Annotated in this window: 16 protein-coding genes; 15 read left to right on the plus strand and 1 reads right to left on the minus strand. The window is 41.0% G+C overall.

Annotation, left to right across the window (positions count from 1 at the left end; genetic code table 11):
• Window positions 1-3: 3 nt before the first annotated feature.
• The gene (locus ACZ1G6_RS16325; protein ID WP_472617255.1) at window positions 4-726 is read right to left on the minus strand and encodes a hypothetical protein; all 723 of its coding nucleotides are present in this window, start codon (window positions 724-726) and stop codon (window positions 4-6) included.
• A gap of 791 nt (window positions 727-1,517) precedes the next feature.
• Here ACZ1G6_RS16325 and ACZ1G6_RS16330 point away from each other — a divergent pair.
• From ACZ1G6_RS16330 to ACZ1G6_RS16400, 15 genes are all read left to right on the plus strand, one after another.
• On the plus strand, window positions 1,518-4,244 hold the full coding sequence (locus tag ACZ1G6_RS16330; protein ID WP_472617256.1) for an HzsA-related protein: 2,727 nt from the start codon (window positions 1,518-1,520) through the stop codon (window positions 4,242-4,244).
• Between the two features lie 4 nt (window positions 4,245-4,248).
• On the plus strand, window positions 4,249-5,034 hold the full coding sequence (locus ACZ1G6_RS16335; protein ID WP_472617257.1) for an SH3 domain-containing protein: 786 nt from the start codon (window positions 4,249-4,251) through the stop codon (window positions 5,032-5,034).
• Entirely contained in the window at window positions 5,018-5,704 is a 687-nt protein-coding gene (locus tag ACZ1G6_RS16340; protein ID WP_472617258.1) for an outer membrane beta-barrel domain-containing protein, read from the plus strand. Before ACZ1G6_RS16335 ends, ACZ1G6_RS16340 begins: the two co-directional genes overlap by 17 nt.
• Before the next feature lie 14 nt (window positions 5,705-5,718).
• Window positions 5,719-6,243 (plus strand): TlpA disulfide reductase family protein, encoded by a 525-nt coding sequence (locus ACZ1G6_RS16345; protein ID WP_472617259.1) that lies wholly within the window; start codon window positions 5,719-5,721, stop codon window positions 6,241-6,243.
• Window positions 6,244-6,245: 2 nt separating this feature from the next.
• On the plus strand, window positions 6,246-6,542 hold the full coding sequence (locus tag ACZ1G6_RS16350; RefSeq protein WP_472617260.1) for a DUF4266 domain-containing protein: 297 nt from the start codon (window positions 6,246-6,248) through the stop codon (window positions 6,540-6,542).
• A 16-nt stretch (window positions 6,543-6,558) separates the two neighbouring features.
• Window positions 6,559-7,428, plus strand: a complete 870-nt coding sequence (locus tag ACZ1G6_RS16355; RefSeq protein ID WP_472617261.1) for a DUF3570 domain-containing protein — start codon at window positions 6,559-6,561, stop codon at window positions 7,426-7,428.
• Window positions 7,403-7,720 carry a hypothetical protein gene (locus tag ACZ1G6_RS16360; protein WP_472617262.1) on the plus strand — a complete coding sequence of 106 codons (318 nt, stop codon included), beginning with the start codon at window positions 7,403-7,405 and terminating at the stop codon, window positions 7,718-7,720. The genes ACZ1G6_RS16355 and ACZ1G6_RS16360 overlap by 26 nt, the downstream gene beginning before the upstream one ends.
• Before the next feature lie 4 nt (window positions 7,721-7,724).
• Window positions 7,725-8,276, plus strand: a complete 552-nt coding sequence (locus ACZ1G6_RS16365; RefSeq protein ID WP_472617263.1) for a hypothetical protein — start codon at window positions 7,725-7,727, stop codon at window positions 8,274-8,276.
• A 60-nt stretch (window positions 8,277-8,336) separates the two neighbouring features.
• Entirely contained in the window at window positions 8,337-9,569 is a 1,233-nt protein-coding gene (locus tag ACZ1G6_RS16370) for a tetratricopeptide repeat protein (protein WP_472617264.1), read from the plus strand.
• 10 nt (window positions 9,570-9,579) lie between these two features.
• Window positions 9,580-10,317: a hypothetical protein gene (locus ACZ1G6_RS16375; RefSeq protein ID WP_472617265.1), complete on the plus strand. Its 738-nt coding sequence runs from the start codon at window positions 9,580-9,582 to the stop codon at window positions 10,315-10,317.
• On the plus strand, window positions 10,314-13,523 hold the full coding sequence (locus ACZ1G6_RS16380) for a tetratricopeptide repeat protein (protein WP_472617266.1): 3,210 nt from the start codon (window positions 10,314-10,316) through the stop codon (window positions 13,521-13,523). Before ACZ1G6_RS16375 ends, ACZ1G6_RS16380 begins: the two co-directional genes overlap by 4 nt.
• 32 nt (window positions 13,524-13,555) lie before the next feature.
• Window positions 13,556-14,404, plus strand: a complete 849-nt coding sequence (locus ACZ1G6_RS16385; protein ID WP_472617267.1) for a hypothetical protein — start codon at window positions 13,556-13,558, stop codon at window positions 14,402-14,404.
• Between the two features lies 1 nt (window position 14,405).
• Entirely contained in the window at window positions 14,406-14,837 is a 432-nt protein-coding gene (locus ACZ1G6_RS16390) for a hypothetical protein (protein ID WP_472617268.1), read from the plus strand.
• Between the two features lie 166 nt (window positions 14,838-15,003).
• Window positions 15,004-15,195 (plus strand): hypothetical protein, encoded by a 192-nt coding sequence (locus tag ACZ1G6_RS16395; RefSeq protein WP_472617269.1) that lies wholly within the window; start codon window positions 15,004-15,006, stop codon window positions 15,193-15,195.
• The gene (locus ACZ1G6_RS16400; RefSeq protein WP_472617270.1) at window positions 15,179-15,661 is read left to right on the plus strand and encodes a MotA/TolQ/ExbB proton channel family protein; all 483 of its coding nucleotides are present in this window, start codon (window positions 15,179-15,181) and stop codon (window positions 15,659-15,661) included. Before ACZ1G6_RS16395 ends, ACZ1G6_RS16400 begins: the two co-directional genes overlap by 17 nt.
• Window positions 15,662-15,670: the final 9 nt, after the last annotated feature.

The raw sequence follows: 15,670 nt of genomic DNA on the forward strand, positions 1-15,670 counted from the left end.
CCACTAAGGACTTCTACTTAAGTCTTGTCTTATCCTATCAGGCGGAAGACTGGTATCTTTTAGGGGCTCTAGATCTCTACACATATGATTAATCAGCGTAAATCTAAACATCGCACGGTTGGTGCCATCTTTGAAGAATGATTTTGCAGCCGCCCTAGTAGTAATAACGCCTGCAGTTGCTTCAACGGGCAGACCCGTTACTGAAGACTGAGTGGTTGCTTGTAAAACTGTTGATAAGTCAGCTCCCATATTTTCAAGTGCTTCGTAGTGGTTGTTATTACTAACTGAATAAGTCGGCACATTTACACTACCATCTGCAATGTATAGAATATCACCACTTAAGAGCTGTCTAAAATCCACATCGTCTCTTACCATACCGATAACAGTTGCTGTGTAATCATTAAGTGGGGCGAACACATCGGACTCTTCATTTGTCCAAGGCGTAACCCAATTTTTTAATGTGACGTTGTAAAATGAAGGTGATTCTAATGCGATTCTTGCCGCTCCAATATCATCTCCTGCCTCTATTAATGCAGACATTTGCGCCAAAACTTCATCTGTTGGTGGAATACCAGCGATTCTATCGTGGATTCGTTTTGCTTGACTTGTACTATTAGCCGACGCGTGTGTAGCAAAAAATTGAGTTATAACAAAAAACAAAGCAGTTATGCCTATAAAAATAGTCATACTGGGTTTTTTGTGATCTGTGTGACGCACCTTTCTCATACGTTTCTCCCGGTTGCTCACTTGTTATACCTCACTTTCGATTTTTTTTGGTTATGCTTACGATCTTAAACGTGTAAAACTTCATAACTCAAGTTATTTACACGCTAACCCAAAGCATATATCAATAATTGTGCCGACTATCTTAAGATTATGATTGTATTAGAAAAATATTGTTTATTCTTGGTTTTTTATGTCAACAGGTAATCATTATTTAAAATATCTGTATGCTTTTACATACACTCTTTAACTCAAGCTTGGTGAAAAGTGAATTTTCACCAAAAAGTAAATATTAATTTCTAATTTACATGTGCGGCGTAAAATTAACATCGCTGACACTGACAATATTATTTTTATCGCTTTATTTTTTCCCTTCTCAACTCAAAATACGGGTAATAAGTCGTTAAGTGGCGCTTATATAATCAGAATTTTGAAAAAAATAAAAGGTTTGGGAATATTCTGTATAAATTTTAATCCCTATAGTGTTTTACTAACATTGATGTATGCAATTGTAGGAGTAATCTTATCCTGATAGAAAAGCAAAGAACACTTTACACTATTGGCTTTAAAGCCGCATAAAGCATTTATGTATGTGATTTGAGACACTATGAAGATAGGCAATAAACGCATATGCTAAGTAAAGTTATAATAGACTTATATTTTCCCATGGGGTGTAGTATTTTATACCTTTATGGAATGCAACTTGCTTTGAATTAATAGTTAGTCATAAAAGCGGGAAATCCATCACTTCATACTTTGAAAAAAGTATTGTGATGAAGAACAGGTAGTGACATATGTTGATATTACAAATTCCAAATACAAAACAGAAAAGCACAATCACAAGTATGCGCCTACTTTTGGGCACTTTGCTTAGTGTGTTATTTCTTAGTGCGTGTGGTGATGATGTACTTCCAACTGAAGAGCAAGAGCCTGATCCTGTTTTAGTCGACGTGCCTATTGCTTATATTTCGCGCAGTTTGGATGATCCTGAAATTACGGGGGTTCGCAGCTTAGAAGACCCAAGTGAGTTTTTCCATGGTGCTGCACTTATTATCAAGCCTCGCGCAAACGCGTCAGCGCCAGAGACCGATATCAGCAGTGCAGCATTTGCCGATCTTGTAGATGAAGACGGTAATCCATTGCCATACGATATTAAAGATTTAGACAGCGACTACACGGGTACAAAACTTGTCTTTGCAATGCGGGCACCTGAACAGCCAAACATGGATGAAGAGCCTACATGGAATATTTGGGAATATGATACCGCTACCCAGACACTCAGAAGAGTCATCAGCTCTGATTTGACTGCAGAAGCTGGCCAAGATACTGGACCTACATATTTAGCAGATGGTCGGATTGTTTTTAGTTCTACTCGTCAACGTGGTAACCAAGCACGTTTGTTAGATGAAGGTAAACCTCAGTACGCTGGTCTTGAAGAAAGCAGAGAGTTTCCTGCTTCAGTGCTTCATGTGATGAATGCAGATGGCTCGGATATAAGGCAAATATCTTTTAATCAAAGCCATGACTTTGACCCAGTTATATTACCTAATGGAAAGATACTATTTAGCCGATGGGATCAAGCTGCAGGTAATAAAGGTATTCATCTATATCAGATGAACGCTGACGGTAGTGATTTAGAAATCCTATATGGCAGACATAGTCACAACAGTTTTGAAGGTTTAGACGATATTCAATATGCTGCAACAAGTATTACCCCTGAGGGCCAAATACTATCTGCAGTTACTAGTTTTGAACAAGCACGTCTTGGCACGGATTTTCTTGCCATTGATACTGAAAATTTCATTGATAATGAAACTCCTGTTTCAAGTATGCAAAGTTTAACGGGTCCGGCTCAACAAAGTATATTATTTGATAATATCGACTTAGTTGAGGATATATCACCTGGTGGTTACATTGCGGCTTTGTATCCATTGTGGGACGGAAGCGACCGTATTTTGTTTAGTTGGAGTCAGTGTCGATTATTCGAGCCTCTTGAGCCGGGAAGTCCAGATGATACCCCTCGAACACTAGCACCTTGCTCGCCCGAAAATATTGAAGATGACACACTAGAAATCGCGCCTCCTCTTTATGGACTATGGATGTTTAGCCCAGCGCAAGGGGATCAAGAAGCCACGCAACTTCCCCTAAACCAAGCTTCTGAAGCGTCGGTAGTGACGGAAATTGTTGCACTAGAGGCGCGTCCATTCCCACAAAATCCAATATCTACTGTAGATACAAGTCAACAAGACCTTATTAGTGAGCGTTATGGCATTATTCATATTCAAAGTGTTTATGATATCGATGGTGTTGATACTAGCCCCGCGGGAATTGTTAATATGGCAAACCCCATGGCAGTTGCTGTTGATGAAAGACCTGCAAGATTTTTGCGCATAGTCAAAAGCGTATCAATACCAGATGAAGATACGCTTGATTTTGATGATTTTGTGTTTGGACGTTCTCGAAATCAACTATTTAGAGAAATTGTTGGTTATACCCCTATACAGCCAGATGGCTCGGTAGAAGTCGCAGTGCCTGCAGGTGTGCCTTTTGGAATTGCTATTGTCGATGCGCAAGGTAAACGTATATCACCACGCCATAACAATTGGCTACAAGTGGTTCCGGGCGAAATCAAAACATGTGCAGGGTGCCATACCGCTAATAGTACACAGCCTCATGGCAGATTAGATGCGCAACCTGCTTCGATAAACCAAGGAGCTCTAAGTAATGGCGTTCCCTTCCCTAATACTAATCCTGATTTGTTTGCGGATGCGGGTGAAACAATGGCGCAAACGTATTCACGCATAAATGGTATAGCACGATTAACACCTAATATTGAGTTTGACGATGTTTGGACAGATCCAGACTTACAAACGCCGGCTGAATCGTTTTCTTTTAGATATGAAGACTTGCTGCCACCCTTACCTGTTACTGATGCATGTATCCAAAATTGGACATCTTTATGTCGCACAGTTATTAATTATCCTCAACATATAGAGCCTCTATTTAGCAGAGATCGCAGCGTGTTAGACGCAGACGGGATTGTCATCGCTGATAACACTTGCACTGCTTGCCATTCGCCGACTGACGCTGACGCTGCCTTGCGGGTGCCTGAAGGCCAGCTTGACTTGCGCGCTGAGCCTTCTGCTGAGGATCAAGATATTACAGTCAGCTATCGCGAATTGATGTTCCCTGATAATGCTGTTGAAATCGTAGAAGGTGCTTTACTAGACCAAGTCATACCGCTACTTGATGGTGATGGTAACCAAGTTTTTGCAACTGATGAGGAAGGTGAGCTAATACTCGATGCCGAAGGTAATCCAATTCCTTTAACACAGAATGTAAGAGTAAATGCGTCTATGAGTACCAATGGTGCACGCAACAGTGGTCGATTCTTTAATGTTTTTGCTGCTGATGGTTCTCATGCCGAAATGTTATCACCCGCTGAACTGCGTCTAATTGCTGAATGGTTAGATATTGGCGGGCAGTATTACAACAATCCATTTGATGTACCACAGGACTAATGTAGTGAGAATAGTTTTAGTTATCCTATTGTTTACCTTGTTGATGTTGCCGTCTACTTTTCTAAAGGCACAAGCTCAGGAGCAAAATCTCGTATTAACAGTGAATTCTGCTTTTATCAACGTACATTCTGGACCAGCTGATGAATTCCCTGTGTTCCATGTTGTTGCTCAAGGTGAGACGTTTACGATCATTAAAGAAAAAACGGGGTGGTACAAAATCACCACTGGTCGAGATATCGAGGGCTGGGTTAAAGCAGAGGATCTAGTGTATACGGTCTTAGACGACGGAGCTCAAATTGTAGTATCGACGGGCAGTTTTGAGGATTTCTTAGATAGAACTTGGGAATTGACGGCATTTGGTGGAGTGTTAGATAGCACGACATCCTTGTCGGTGGGTGGCGCTTGGGTTTGGACTAAAAACCTCGCACTTGAAGGTACATATTCACAAGCATTAGGTAACTTTGCCGATAACCGAGTATGGTCTTTTCGTATGCGTCAGACTATTTTTCCTGATTGGAAGATAAGTCCATATTTAGCTGTTGGTGCTGGCCAAATTAGGACTAAACCTAGGTCTAATTTGGTACAAGAAGGTGATGAATTAAGAGTAAGCGACCACTATGAAGTTGCGCTTGGCGCGCAATATTACTTTGCGTCGTCGATTGTCGCCAGAGCTGAATATCGCAGTCTATTGGCACTTACCAACCGTGACGAACAAGAGCGCTTAGATCAATGGATGATCGGCGTTAGTGTGTTTTTTGATTATGGGAACCGTTATGCAAAACAAATTTAATCGTCGCTTAACATCATCATTTACATCATTAGCAAGTAAGTTTGCTGCGATGTGCCTTATGGTGTCGTTTATCTTTATGCCTACTACCTTGCTAGCCCAAACCAGTGGCGCTCAAGATATAAGTGAGATTGACCCTAATATTGAGCGCCGTTCAATTAACGAGTTTGATATTGATTCTGAAAATGTAGAAATAGGCATTTTTGGAGGAATCATCAGCATTGAGGACTTTTCGACTAGCCCTACGGTCGGGGCGCGTCTTGCGTATCATATCAATGAAAACTTTTTCGTAGAAGCCAGTTACGCACAAGCGACTGCTGGGGATACCAGTTTTGAAGTTCTTTCAGGCGGCTTACCCTTTTTAACCGAAGAAGAACGAGACTATGTTTACTATGATGTCTCTGTTGCTTATAACTTTAACGGTGAAGTATTTATAACCGACTCGCTTGTTTTTAACACGGATTTTTTCTTAGTGTTGGGGGCAGGTGCGACTGATTTTGGTGGTGACGAACGATTTACCGTCAATGCTGGTGCAGGTTACAGAATACTTGTTACAGATTATCTATCGGTACGATTTGATGTACGTGACTATGTCTTTAATAGCGATATTATCGGGGCTGAAAAGAGCGTCCATAATTTAACGTATACCATTTCAACCAGTTTCTTTTTCTAAGAGTGAGAATCAATATGCAGTCAGTTTTTACGTCAAACACATTTTCAAAAGTAGCGGGACTAAGTGCACTTATCCTAGCGTCAGTATTTTTTGTTCCAGCTAGTTATGCGAGTGATTCGAAAGAACTAGCCCCTGATTTTACGCTGAAAAGCAAAGACAGTGGCAATATTCGCTTGTCAGAGCAACGCGGAAACATTGTGTTGGTTAACTTTTGGGCGTCGTGGTGTGGTCCTTGTCGCGAAGAATTACCGGAAATGGAAAAACTCTATCAAGAATATCAAGACTTAGGATTTGAAATTCTAGCGGTCAACGTTGACGACGAAGAGCGCAAAGCTGACGTCTTACTCGATGATATCGAAGTCACCTTCCCTGTGTTATACGACACGGCGGGTGATGTGAGCAAGCTATATGACGTTAATGCTATGCCAACAACTGTTATTGTCGACCGTGATGGTAATCAGCGTTTACTTCACCTTGGGTATCGTGCTGGTGATGAAAAGAAATATGAAGAAGCGATTAAGTTATTGTTAAGAGAGTAATAATGAAAAATCTACGTTTATCTAAAAATCAGATTCAGACCACGGTAAAGTGTTCTATATTGGGCTTTGCTTTAGCTTTAGGCGGCTGCGGTTCGACATTTGATGAAACCACGTCTGCAATTACAAATTTTAAACTAGAACCATGGGTTAAGCCTTTTGAGCGAAGTAACTTGGCAGACCCCATCATGAGTATTGGACGAAACCCAATTGCTTTGGCATATGCTAAGCACGTTTCTGAATCAAGAGAAGGTGCTCGGGGCGCAGATGGTGGTGCTGGTGGTGGTTGTGGTTGTAACTAGAAAAGTGAAATAAAACGTGACTAAACCAATTACCAAAATATCGCTCATCATCGGCGCAATAATAACATTATTCACTTTGTTGATAGTGACAAGTACTTCAACCTTAGCCGGTGTGCTTCCGCTTGAACGTTCGGATGTTATGTGGAAATCATACTCTGGAGATGGTGTAACGATTGACGGTCCAGTTGTACTACTTAGAAAACAAATCGGCAATCATGTGTCAGTTTCAGGTAATTATTATGTTGATACTGTTTCTGGTGCGTCGATTGATGTTCGAGCAACTGCGTCTCCTTATCAAGAAGAACGTAAAGAAGCGACACTTGGCACAGACTTTTTGCATGAAAAAACACTCTTGTCTGTCAGCTATACCAATAGTAGTGAAAATGATTTTGAAGCTAACTCGGTATACGCAGGGGTTGCTCAAAGCTTTTTTGGTGATTTAACTACCGTATCATTGTCGTATTCAAAAGGATGGGACGTTGTTGGAAGACGCGGCGACGAAACGTTTGAAGAAGAAGCTGATCGACAGAAGTTTGGTTTCGGCCTTAGCCAAATAATGACGAAAAGCTTAATCGTTGGATTTAATGTTGAACACATTTCAGATGAAGGTTATTTAAATAACCCATACCGTAGCATTCGTTTTCGAGATCCTAATAGTGAACGTGGATTTAGCTTTACAACTGAACTCTATCCAAATACACGTTCTTCTACGGCCTTTTCAATTAATGCTAACTATTACCTACCTTATCGCGCTGCGATTTATGGGGATGCAAGAACCTATACGGATTCGTGGGGTATAGAAGCACAAAATGCTCGGATTGGTTATTTGCACCCTATTGATAATTTCCTTATCGAAGCATTTGTACGCTATTACAGCCAAGACTAAGGCGTCTTTCTACAGCGATTTGTTTGAACGAGAAAACCAATTTAACTTCATGGCCCGCGATAAAGAGATGAGTACCTATAGTGGTGTTACGGTAGGTTTGAGTCTGTCATATGAGTGGAAGTTTTCTGAGACAGCTACGTTTAAGAAAAGTAGCTTTCACATTGAATATGACTACATGAAGTTTGATTACGATAACTTTAGAGATGTAACAGCTGTCGCGCCGGTGGGAGAAGAGCCACTATTTGGTTTCACCGCAAGTGCGTTAAAAATTTACGCTTCAATTTGGTATTAATCTTATGACTTTTTCTACTTTTTCAATTATCAAATATATGCGTGTTCCCTTTTTAGTGTTTACGCTTTTTATGACGACCTTACATGTAAATGCGTTTCAACAAGATGATAGTGAGCAAAATTTATCTGAACAAATAGAAACGCTAAAGCAGGCAATGGTTAATTTGAACCGTGATTTGTTTATTTTAGAAGAGGATTTGTTATTCCCCTCTTCAACCCAAGTAGCCGTTTATTTGGCCATGGATGTAGGCGAATATTTTGCTTTAGATTCTGTGGAAATCCGAATTGATGGTGAAGTAGCTACTCATTATTTGTATACCGAGCGCCAAGTTAATGCCTTATACCGAGGCGGCGTTCAACGTTTATATGTAGGCAATGTTAATCAAGGTACGCACGAAATAAGCGCCTACTTTGTCGGCATAGGCCCACAAAATCGAGAATATAAGCGTGCGCTCACATTCGAATTTACTAAGGATGAAGACCCTGTTGCGATAGAGTTAACAGTTGTAGATTCTACCGCTAAACAACAGCCTGTTTTTAGTGCAAAACAATTATAATACTGACCAACGATGATAAGCCTTATCTTCCCCCTTCGTCAGCTTCGCTATGCAATTTGTATGGCGACGTTGCTGATTTCTTCTTTCGGGATAGTGTTTGCCTTACAAGCTAAAACCGCCAGTCTTGATTCGGTTCAAGAAGCGGCCTACGGTGAGGTAGTATATGAATACTTCCAGCAGAACTATCGACAAGTATTGATGTTAATTGAAGTCGGCAATGAAAAACATGGGTTTAATGAGCTTGTCAAAGATGACCAAGACCGCCTTAGTCTGATACAGGGCGCCTCACAACTCGAGTTAGGGCTTTACGCTAAAAGCCAAGCGATATTTGCTGATTTATTAAGTCAGACTACCTCAGACTATGTGCAAGCAAACACATGGTTTTTTATGGCTTCAGCTGGCTTTGATAATAAGCAAAGTTACTTAGGAGAGCGGGCTTATACAGCCATTACGCAAAACGATTTGGTCGATTATTTAAGTGAAGAGCAGTTTAATGAATTGCTTTACATAACTTCGCACGTTCGAATGAATGAAGGTGGCGACTGGCAAATACTGTTTGACCAACTTCCTACTGATAGTATTTATAGGACGTATTTATTGGCAAATGCGGCTTCTGTTGCATTTAACGCATCTGATTATGAGCAATCCGTGTCATATTTTGTTAATGCTAAGCAGGCACTTATTGCATTTCAAAATAGCACAGGTTTTATCATTAGATTTGCAAGTGATGTGCTTGAGACTACGACTTGGTTTGTTACGCCTTGGCGCTGGTTTGACTCAAATGCTAGTGCTCAACAAGCTATTGAAGAACGCGAGCAAGCACAACAAATCGCTGAACAAGATGCTCTTTTTGATCATATCAATGTCGGCTTAGGTCAAGCTTTAATAAGACTCGATGACTTAGATAATGCAATGGCTGTTATGCAAACCGTTTCAAAAGATGGCGTAGCGTCTGAACAAGCTTTACTGAATTACGGATGGGCGGCAGCAAACAATCAACAATGGTTATCAGCTATTTCTTCATGGCAGTATCTTCAACGAGAATCAAACGGTTTAATCGCTCTACAAGCTAGTTATGGGCTTGCATATGCGCACAGTCAGCAAAGCAATCTAGGCCAAGCATTTTTTGCGTTGAATGACACAGCAAGCCAAATCGAGAGAGGCTTGCAGGCTTTGTCTACCTTTCGTTTGATTGCGCAACAAGATGATTTTTTTGATGCATATAATCAAAAATGGCCGCAACAACTTGAAGACATAAAATATGATTTTCTAACACTATGGGCCAGATTTTGACGCTCAATACTTGTTAGAGGTACGCAGTCAAGCGTCACTGATTTTATCTGATATTACACAAAAGAAAACACGACTTGAACAGTTGGATTTGATGTTACAAGAACGAATATCAACTTATCAGTCAAGGATAGATGCGTTGTCGTTGGTCAATGTAGAGCAAACCATTACACAAGCAAAAGCTAATATCACAAGCTTGGCGCAAATTCTGGCTGATTCTGAAACAATGGAAAAGCAACTCAATTTAAGTAAAAAAATGGCTGATTCTGAACAACGGTCTTCTTTAGAGCGATTAGAAAATGCGAGATCCAGACATACTCGCTTACTTGCCGATAAAGACCGAAAACGTCCGCTAAAAAGAACTTATGGCGAGCGTGTTGCTAGACTTGAAGGCATCATGTCGTATCAATTATTAGATAATTTTGTTGCCAATCGTTGGAAGCACCAGCAGTTGTTAAGCCAAGCGCAAGCAGCGCTATTAAGCGCCGAAGCACAATACCAAAATATTCAATTGTTATCACAACAACGTGACTTGTTTACCGAGCAAAGAGAAAAGCTATCGGCTATTGTCCAACAGCTAGATCGACAAAGCCAGTCTGCCTCCAGTGTATTTGGGCAAGCAAGCATTTCACTTAAAACCACGCTTATCAGGCTTATTGCTCAACGAGAAGAGCAGCTTGAGAAGCAATCAGTCAACACACGTTTAGCCATGTTACGGATTCAAGATCTAGAGCAAGGGGAGGGAGAATGAATAGAAAATCCCTTAGCTTAATAGGTCTTGCGCTCATCCTGTCAGGATGTTTAAGTGTGCCCACTATATTTGATGATAAGCCAGAATTAAATCAACAAAATACAGATGTGTTAACCGACGAAGAACGTCAAGCTCGATCTGAATTATTAGCTCGTCAAAGCGCAAGGCCTACGCTTGAGAGTCTTGAATTAGAGCCAGTAAGAAACCAAGAAATTGAGATACCTGAGTTAAGTTTAGAGCAAAAGCGAGACCAATATGAAGCGCTATTGCCGTTAATAAGTGACCCTGTTCAAGCTCAGCAAGTTGCATTTCGATTGGCTGACATTAAGATGTTGCTTGCTGAAAAGGCCCATCAAGAAGGTACTGCAATAAATGATCAAGGGCACTATGACCTTGCCATAGCGGATTATCGAAAAGTCCTACAAGAACACCAAGTCATTAAGCCAACACCCGATATAACGCTATCAGCAGAGCAGCAAGCATTAAATCAAAAACAAATGGATGCGATGTATCAGCTAACACGTGCCTTAGACTTATCAGTGCGCACAGATGAAAGTGTGGCGGTCGCAAAAGAATTTCTAGTCACCTTTGATTTAAACTACTTCGGGGCTAGTGCCTATCATAAAGAATTGTTCTTTAGAATTGGCGAATATTATTTTAACCGTCAGCAATATCAAAATGCGACACAATATTATGCGCAAGTGCTTAAGCATGGTAAGCCTAGATATGAACAAGCAGAAGCATCCCAGTCGGGCAACTTCTATAGTATTTCAGCTTATATGTTGGGCTGGAGTCACTTTAAGTTAGATCAGTATGACCAAGCAATGATGGGATTTGCGGCGATGTTGGATGCCACCCTTATCCCTTTGGATGATGATGGTCTACTCGCCAGAACAAATATTGATGAATTACCCCTATCTAAAGGGGAGCTAAGGTTAGTAAAAGATAGCGTTAGAGTGATGGCTCTAACGTTTTCTTATCAGGGCAACGCTAAAGCAATAAAGTCGTTTTTTACTACATTAGGGAAACGTACTTATGAGCCCTTGGTGTACGAAGAGCTTGCTCAGCAACACTTAGATAATGACCGCTTCCAAGATAGTGCGTCTGTGCTGGTAGCATTTGCCACTGAACAGCCCGCTCACCCGCGTGCAGTAGAGTTTTTTATAAGACATATTGACGCATTTGTTTTAGGCGATTTCCCCACGAGTGTGTTACTAGCAAAAGAAGATTTCGTTAACACTTATTCACTAGGAAAAGGCGTTGTTGATAGCTTAGATAGCCCTTTAGGTCAGCAAGTAGCTGAGTATTTACGAGAGTATTTGCAGCAGCTGGCGCAAACAGAACATAGCATTGCCCAAGGAATAGATAGAATTATTGCAGCGCGACAGGCAAATGCTAATCAAGCCTTAGGCGGCGTCACAGAAGAAGTCAGTAGTAGCTTTGGGGCAAACAATGTTGATACCAATAATTTACAAGAAGCAGGATGGAAAAAAGCCAGTAATGCTGATCTTCAAGCTTTGAGCACGGCTGCTTATTCTAAAGCACGGGATTACTATCAAAACTTCATTTTTACGTTCTCACCAAGTCCAGATGTCCCTCAATTACGGTACTATTTAGCCGAAGCGTTATATGCACTTAAAGACTATTCAGGTGCTATCAAGTCTTGGGAAACCTACGCTTATGATGACACACCAAATCCAGAGGCACCCAACGCAGCCTACGCAGCTATTCTGGCGCATAACACTTTAGTGGATACCTCAACACTTGAAGCGCGTGAAGAGCAAATAAGTGCGATGCAGGCAAGCCAAGGTCGATTCGCGGATAATTTTGGTGATGATCCTCGCGCGGCCCCTGTAGTATTAACGCTCATGCAGTCTTTGTTTGAAAAACAAAAGTATGAAGATGCAAAACGTTGGTCAGCATGGTTAATCGCCGCAACACTTCTGCCAAATAGAGCTGAGTTTGTTACTTACGAGATGGAAGAGTCAGCCATGTTGGTTGCTGCTCACAGTGACTTCAATCTAGAAAACTATGCACAAGCTGAATCAGGCTATAGAGGCTTATTAGCCGCTATGCCTCAAACAGATGAGCGTTATACCGGCATCATTGATAGGCTTGCGGCAAGCTTGTACAAACAGGCTGAGAATATCTTAATTGTTGCCCAACTTGATACTGCAAGCTTACAAGCACAGCAAATTACAAGCGCCACTGATTTAAGCGTTGAGCAAATAACAAAGCTTAGAGAAGGGCTTAGCTTTTTACAAAAAGTGGTCAGTGACACGCCAGATAGTGAATTTAGACAAGCTGCACAATACGATAGTGCCGTTTATTTTACGCTGTTAGCCGAGTATCCACAGGCGATTGCGACATTTATTGATTTTAAACAGCGCTACCCCGACAATGTGTTGAGTCAAGGTATTGATGACCAACTATTCTATGCTTATCAACAAACCGAAGATTGGCCAAAAGCGGCTGGCATTTTGTTGACTAAACATGAAGCGGCACCTAATACAGAAACAGGACGCTTAGCACTTTACCAAGCGGCCGAACTCTTTGAAAAAGCAGATGACCGTGGACGATCGCTAGAATACTTTAGAAAATATGCTCACCAATATCCAATGCCTTTAGATTTAGCGAATGAAGCACGCTTTACGTTAAGTGAGTTCTATAAACAAAGTAATGAAGAGGCTAAGCGACGTTTTTGGTTAAATAAGATGCTAGTTGCTCAGCAACAGATCCAAAGTCAAAATCCCTCGTTATCGACTCCTCGCTCGGTTTACCTTGCCTCAATGTCGGCAATGGTATTTGCTCAAGATGCTGATATCGCTTTTAGTAATATTAAACTGAAGCAACCTTTAGCACAGAGTTTACAACAAAAACAAAAAGCCCTTACCTTGGCGATTAGTCAGTACGAACAAGTCGTTTCTTTAGGCAGTGCGGATTTTGTAACCGCTGCAAATTATAAGCTCGCGAATTTGTACACAAGTTTGGCACAAGATTTATTAGATTCAGATCGCCCAGCAGGCCTATCTGCGCTGGAGCTCAGCCAATATGAAATTTTGTTAGAAGAGCAAGCTTACCCGTTTGAAGAGACAGCTATTCAGATGCACGAAAGCAATATTTCTCGTACTTCCAGCGGCTTATATGACGAATGGGTCAAACGAAGTTTCTCTGCTCTTAGACAAGCCATGCCTTGGACGTTATAACAAACCTGAAAGCATTGCGAAGGTGACAATTGATGATTTTTAAATATATAAGCCAGATATCACTCATTACGCCGAGCCAATCTACTTTTAAAAGCATGGTTATTGCGATGTTTACTGTAGTGTCGTTAACAGGATGTTTCTCGACGCCTTCGTCAGATAACGAAGAACTTGCGTCTGCAACTTCTGCCCAAGAGCCAGCAGCGGACCAAGTGAATGATGCAATCGCACCATCACAAAATGCGACTATTATTGCTCAACTGCAAACCAAGCCAAATTTGTTTCAACTCCAAAAACGAAACCTTAGTCCAGCTGCTAAAGCAAGCGTTGCAGATATTTTGAAGCTAGTACAAAACAAAGATTTAGCACAAGCAAAAATTAAAATGGATGCGTTGTTGGCCAGTTATACTGCACAAGATAATGGCGAGGAGTTGATACCAAGTAATTTGTTAGTGCTAGCAGGTGATATCGACATAGCGAATAAAAACCCCCTAAACGGGCAAGCTAAATTCAAACGAGCGCTAGCGAGTAATCCACACAATGCTAAAGCGGCAAATCGATTAGCACTAGTGCATCGCGTTAAAGGTGAATTTGAACAAGCAAATAATCTTTACACCCAAGCAATAGAAAGTCAGCCAATGCACCTTCAAAGTTATCGTAATCGAGCGGTATTAAACGATTTGTATCTGCAAGATAAACCTCAGGCCTTATCGGATTATCAGCATTACGCAGCCTTATTAGAGTTTTATTTGCAACAAGCCCAAAGTGAATCACTGGAAAAAGAAGCAAAATTGGTCAAACGTTGGTTAGCTGATTTAGAACGACAGGTAAAAGCACTAGCAAGAGCGGAGCAAAAAAATGCTGCAAGCTCTGGTGGAGAATAATATGAAGCCATTTTTAGTATCGCTAAACATACTTATCTTGTTAACACTAGCCATTGATGTATGTGCGCAAAGTAGCGAAAACCAAACCGATGAAAATCAACAAGTAGCACAAGAACAAACAGTGACTACTGAAACCCAAATTCAAGAGCAAGCGCCACAGGTTCAAAATACTCCAAGTGCAGGACAACAACCTATTTTAAGATTAGAAGATACGATTAGAGCAAGTAAAGAGCAGCCGCAAGTCCTAACAATAGTGCCTTGGCAATTACCTGTTCATCAAACGATAAATGAAAATAAACAATGGCAAGTCGAGATAACGCAGCTTCCTTCAATTGAACGTGGCGCCTTTTTACGCAATCTTGCAATTACGACGCAAAGCCAACAAACACCCTCAAACGACAATCAAGATTCAGGACAGTCTATCGAAGAATAAGGAAGGTTTAATGTAAGGCTAGTGATTAAAATAATTATTAGAAGGTATAACTTTTACCACCCGCGGGTGTTTCAACATACACAACTTAAATATCAACTACCCTATAGTTTTAAAAATTAAAACAAGTGCTATTGGGTTACTACAATTATCAGTGGAGAATCAGTATATGGATACTGTGATTAGATTTTTTCAAGAAGGCGGTTCATTTATGTTACCTATTGCTATCGTATTAGCAATCGGACTAGCCATTACCTTAGAAAGATATATATTCTTGGTTGCGGCAACAGCAACTAATAAACGAGCATTCAGAGAAATTGAGCCATTGCTGGCACAACAAGCATTTGACCATAGTTATTAATTTTACCGAAGCAAGTAAAGCGCCCATTGCGCGCGTGATTGGCGCTGGTATAAGTCGACTAACAGTGAGTCCCCGTCGCGAAGATATTGAATATGCGATGGAAGAAGGCTTGATGGAGACAGTCCCAAGACTCGAAAAGCGCACGCCCTACTTAGGTATGCTTGCTAATATTGCAACCTTGTTAGGTTTATTGGGAACAATCATCGGCCTAATCGCAGCGTTTAGCGCAGTAGCTAATGCCGACCCATCTGAAAAAGCGAGTCTTTTATCACAAAGTATTTCTGTTGCGATGAATACAACTGCATTTGGACTTATTTCGGCAATACCATTGCTTTTATTTCACTCATTGTTGCAAACAAAAACGACTGAAATTGTTGATAGCATGGAAATGGCAGGCGTAAAGTGTTTAAACACGATAATTGCCAAGCAAAGCATCGAACCGCGTACACGTAGATCTGACGTTTAGAGGGCATTG

Source organism: Glaciecola sp. HA4-3 (assembly GCF_055693685.1).

What these genes read in the sequence shown, in the direction of transcription:
- ACZ1G6_RS16325 (WP_472617255.1), bottom strand. Translation starts at nt 726, where the DNA reads ATGAGAAAGGTGCGTCACACAGATCACAAAAAACCCAGTATGACTATT.
- ACZ1G6_RS16330 (WP_472617256.1), top strand. Translation starts at nt 1,518, where the DNA reads ATGTTGATATTACAAATTCCAAATACAAAACAGAAAAGCACAATCACA.
- ACZ1G6_RS16340 (WP_472617258.1), top strand. Translation starts at nt 5,018, where the DNA reads ATGCAAAACAAATTTAATCGTCGCTTAACATCATCATTTACATCATTA.
- ACZ1G6_RS16345 (WP_472617259.1), top strand. Translation starts at nt 5,719, where the DNA reads ATGCAGTCAGTTTTTACGTCAAACACATTTTCAAAAGTAGCGGGACTA.
- ACZ1G6_RS16350 (WP_472617260.1), top strand. Translation starts at nt 6,246, where the DNA reads ATGAAAAATCTACGTTTATCTAAAAATCAGATTCAGACCACGGTAAAG.
- ACZ1G6_RS16365 (WP_472617263.1), top strand. Translation starts at nt 7,725, where the DNA reads ATGACTTTTTCTACTTTTTCAATTATCAAATATATGCGTGTTCCCTTT.
- ACZ1G6_RS16370 (WP_472617264.1), top strand. Translation starts at nt 8,337, where the DNA reads ATGGCGACGTTGCTGATTTCTTCTTTCGGGATAGTGTTTGCCTTACAA.
- ACZ1G6_RS16380 (WP_472617266.1), top strand. Translation starts at nt 10,314, where the DNA reads ATGAATAGAAAATCCCTTAGCTTAATAGGTCTTGCGCTCATCCTGTCA.
- ACZ1G6_RS16385 (WP_472617267.1), top strand. Translation starts at nt 13,556, where the DNA reads ATGATTTTTAAATATATAAGCCAGATATCACTCATTACGCCGAGCCAA.
- ACZ1G6_RS16390 (WP_472617268.1), top strand. Translation starts at nt 14,406, where the DNA reads ATGAAGCCATTTTTAGTATCGCTAAACATACTTATCTTGTTAACACTA.
- ACZ1G6_RS16395 (WP_472617269.1), top strand. Translation starts at nt 15,004, where the DNA reads ATGGATACTGTGATTAGATTTTTTCAAGAAGGCGGTTCATTTATGTTA.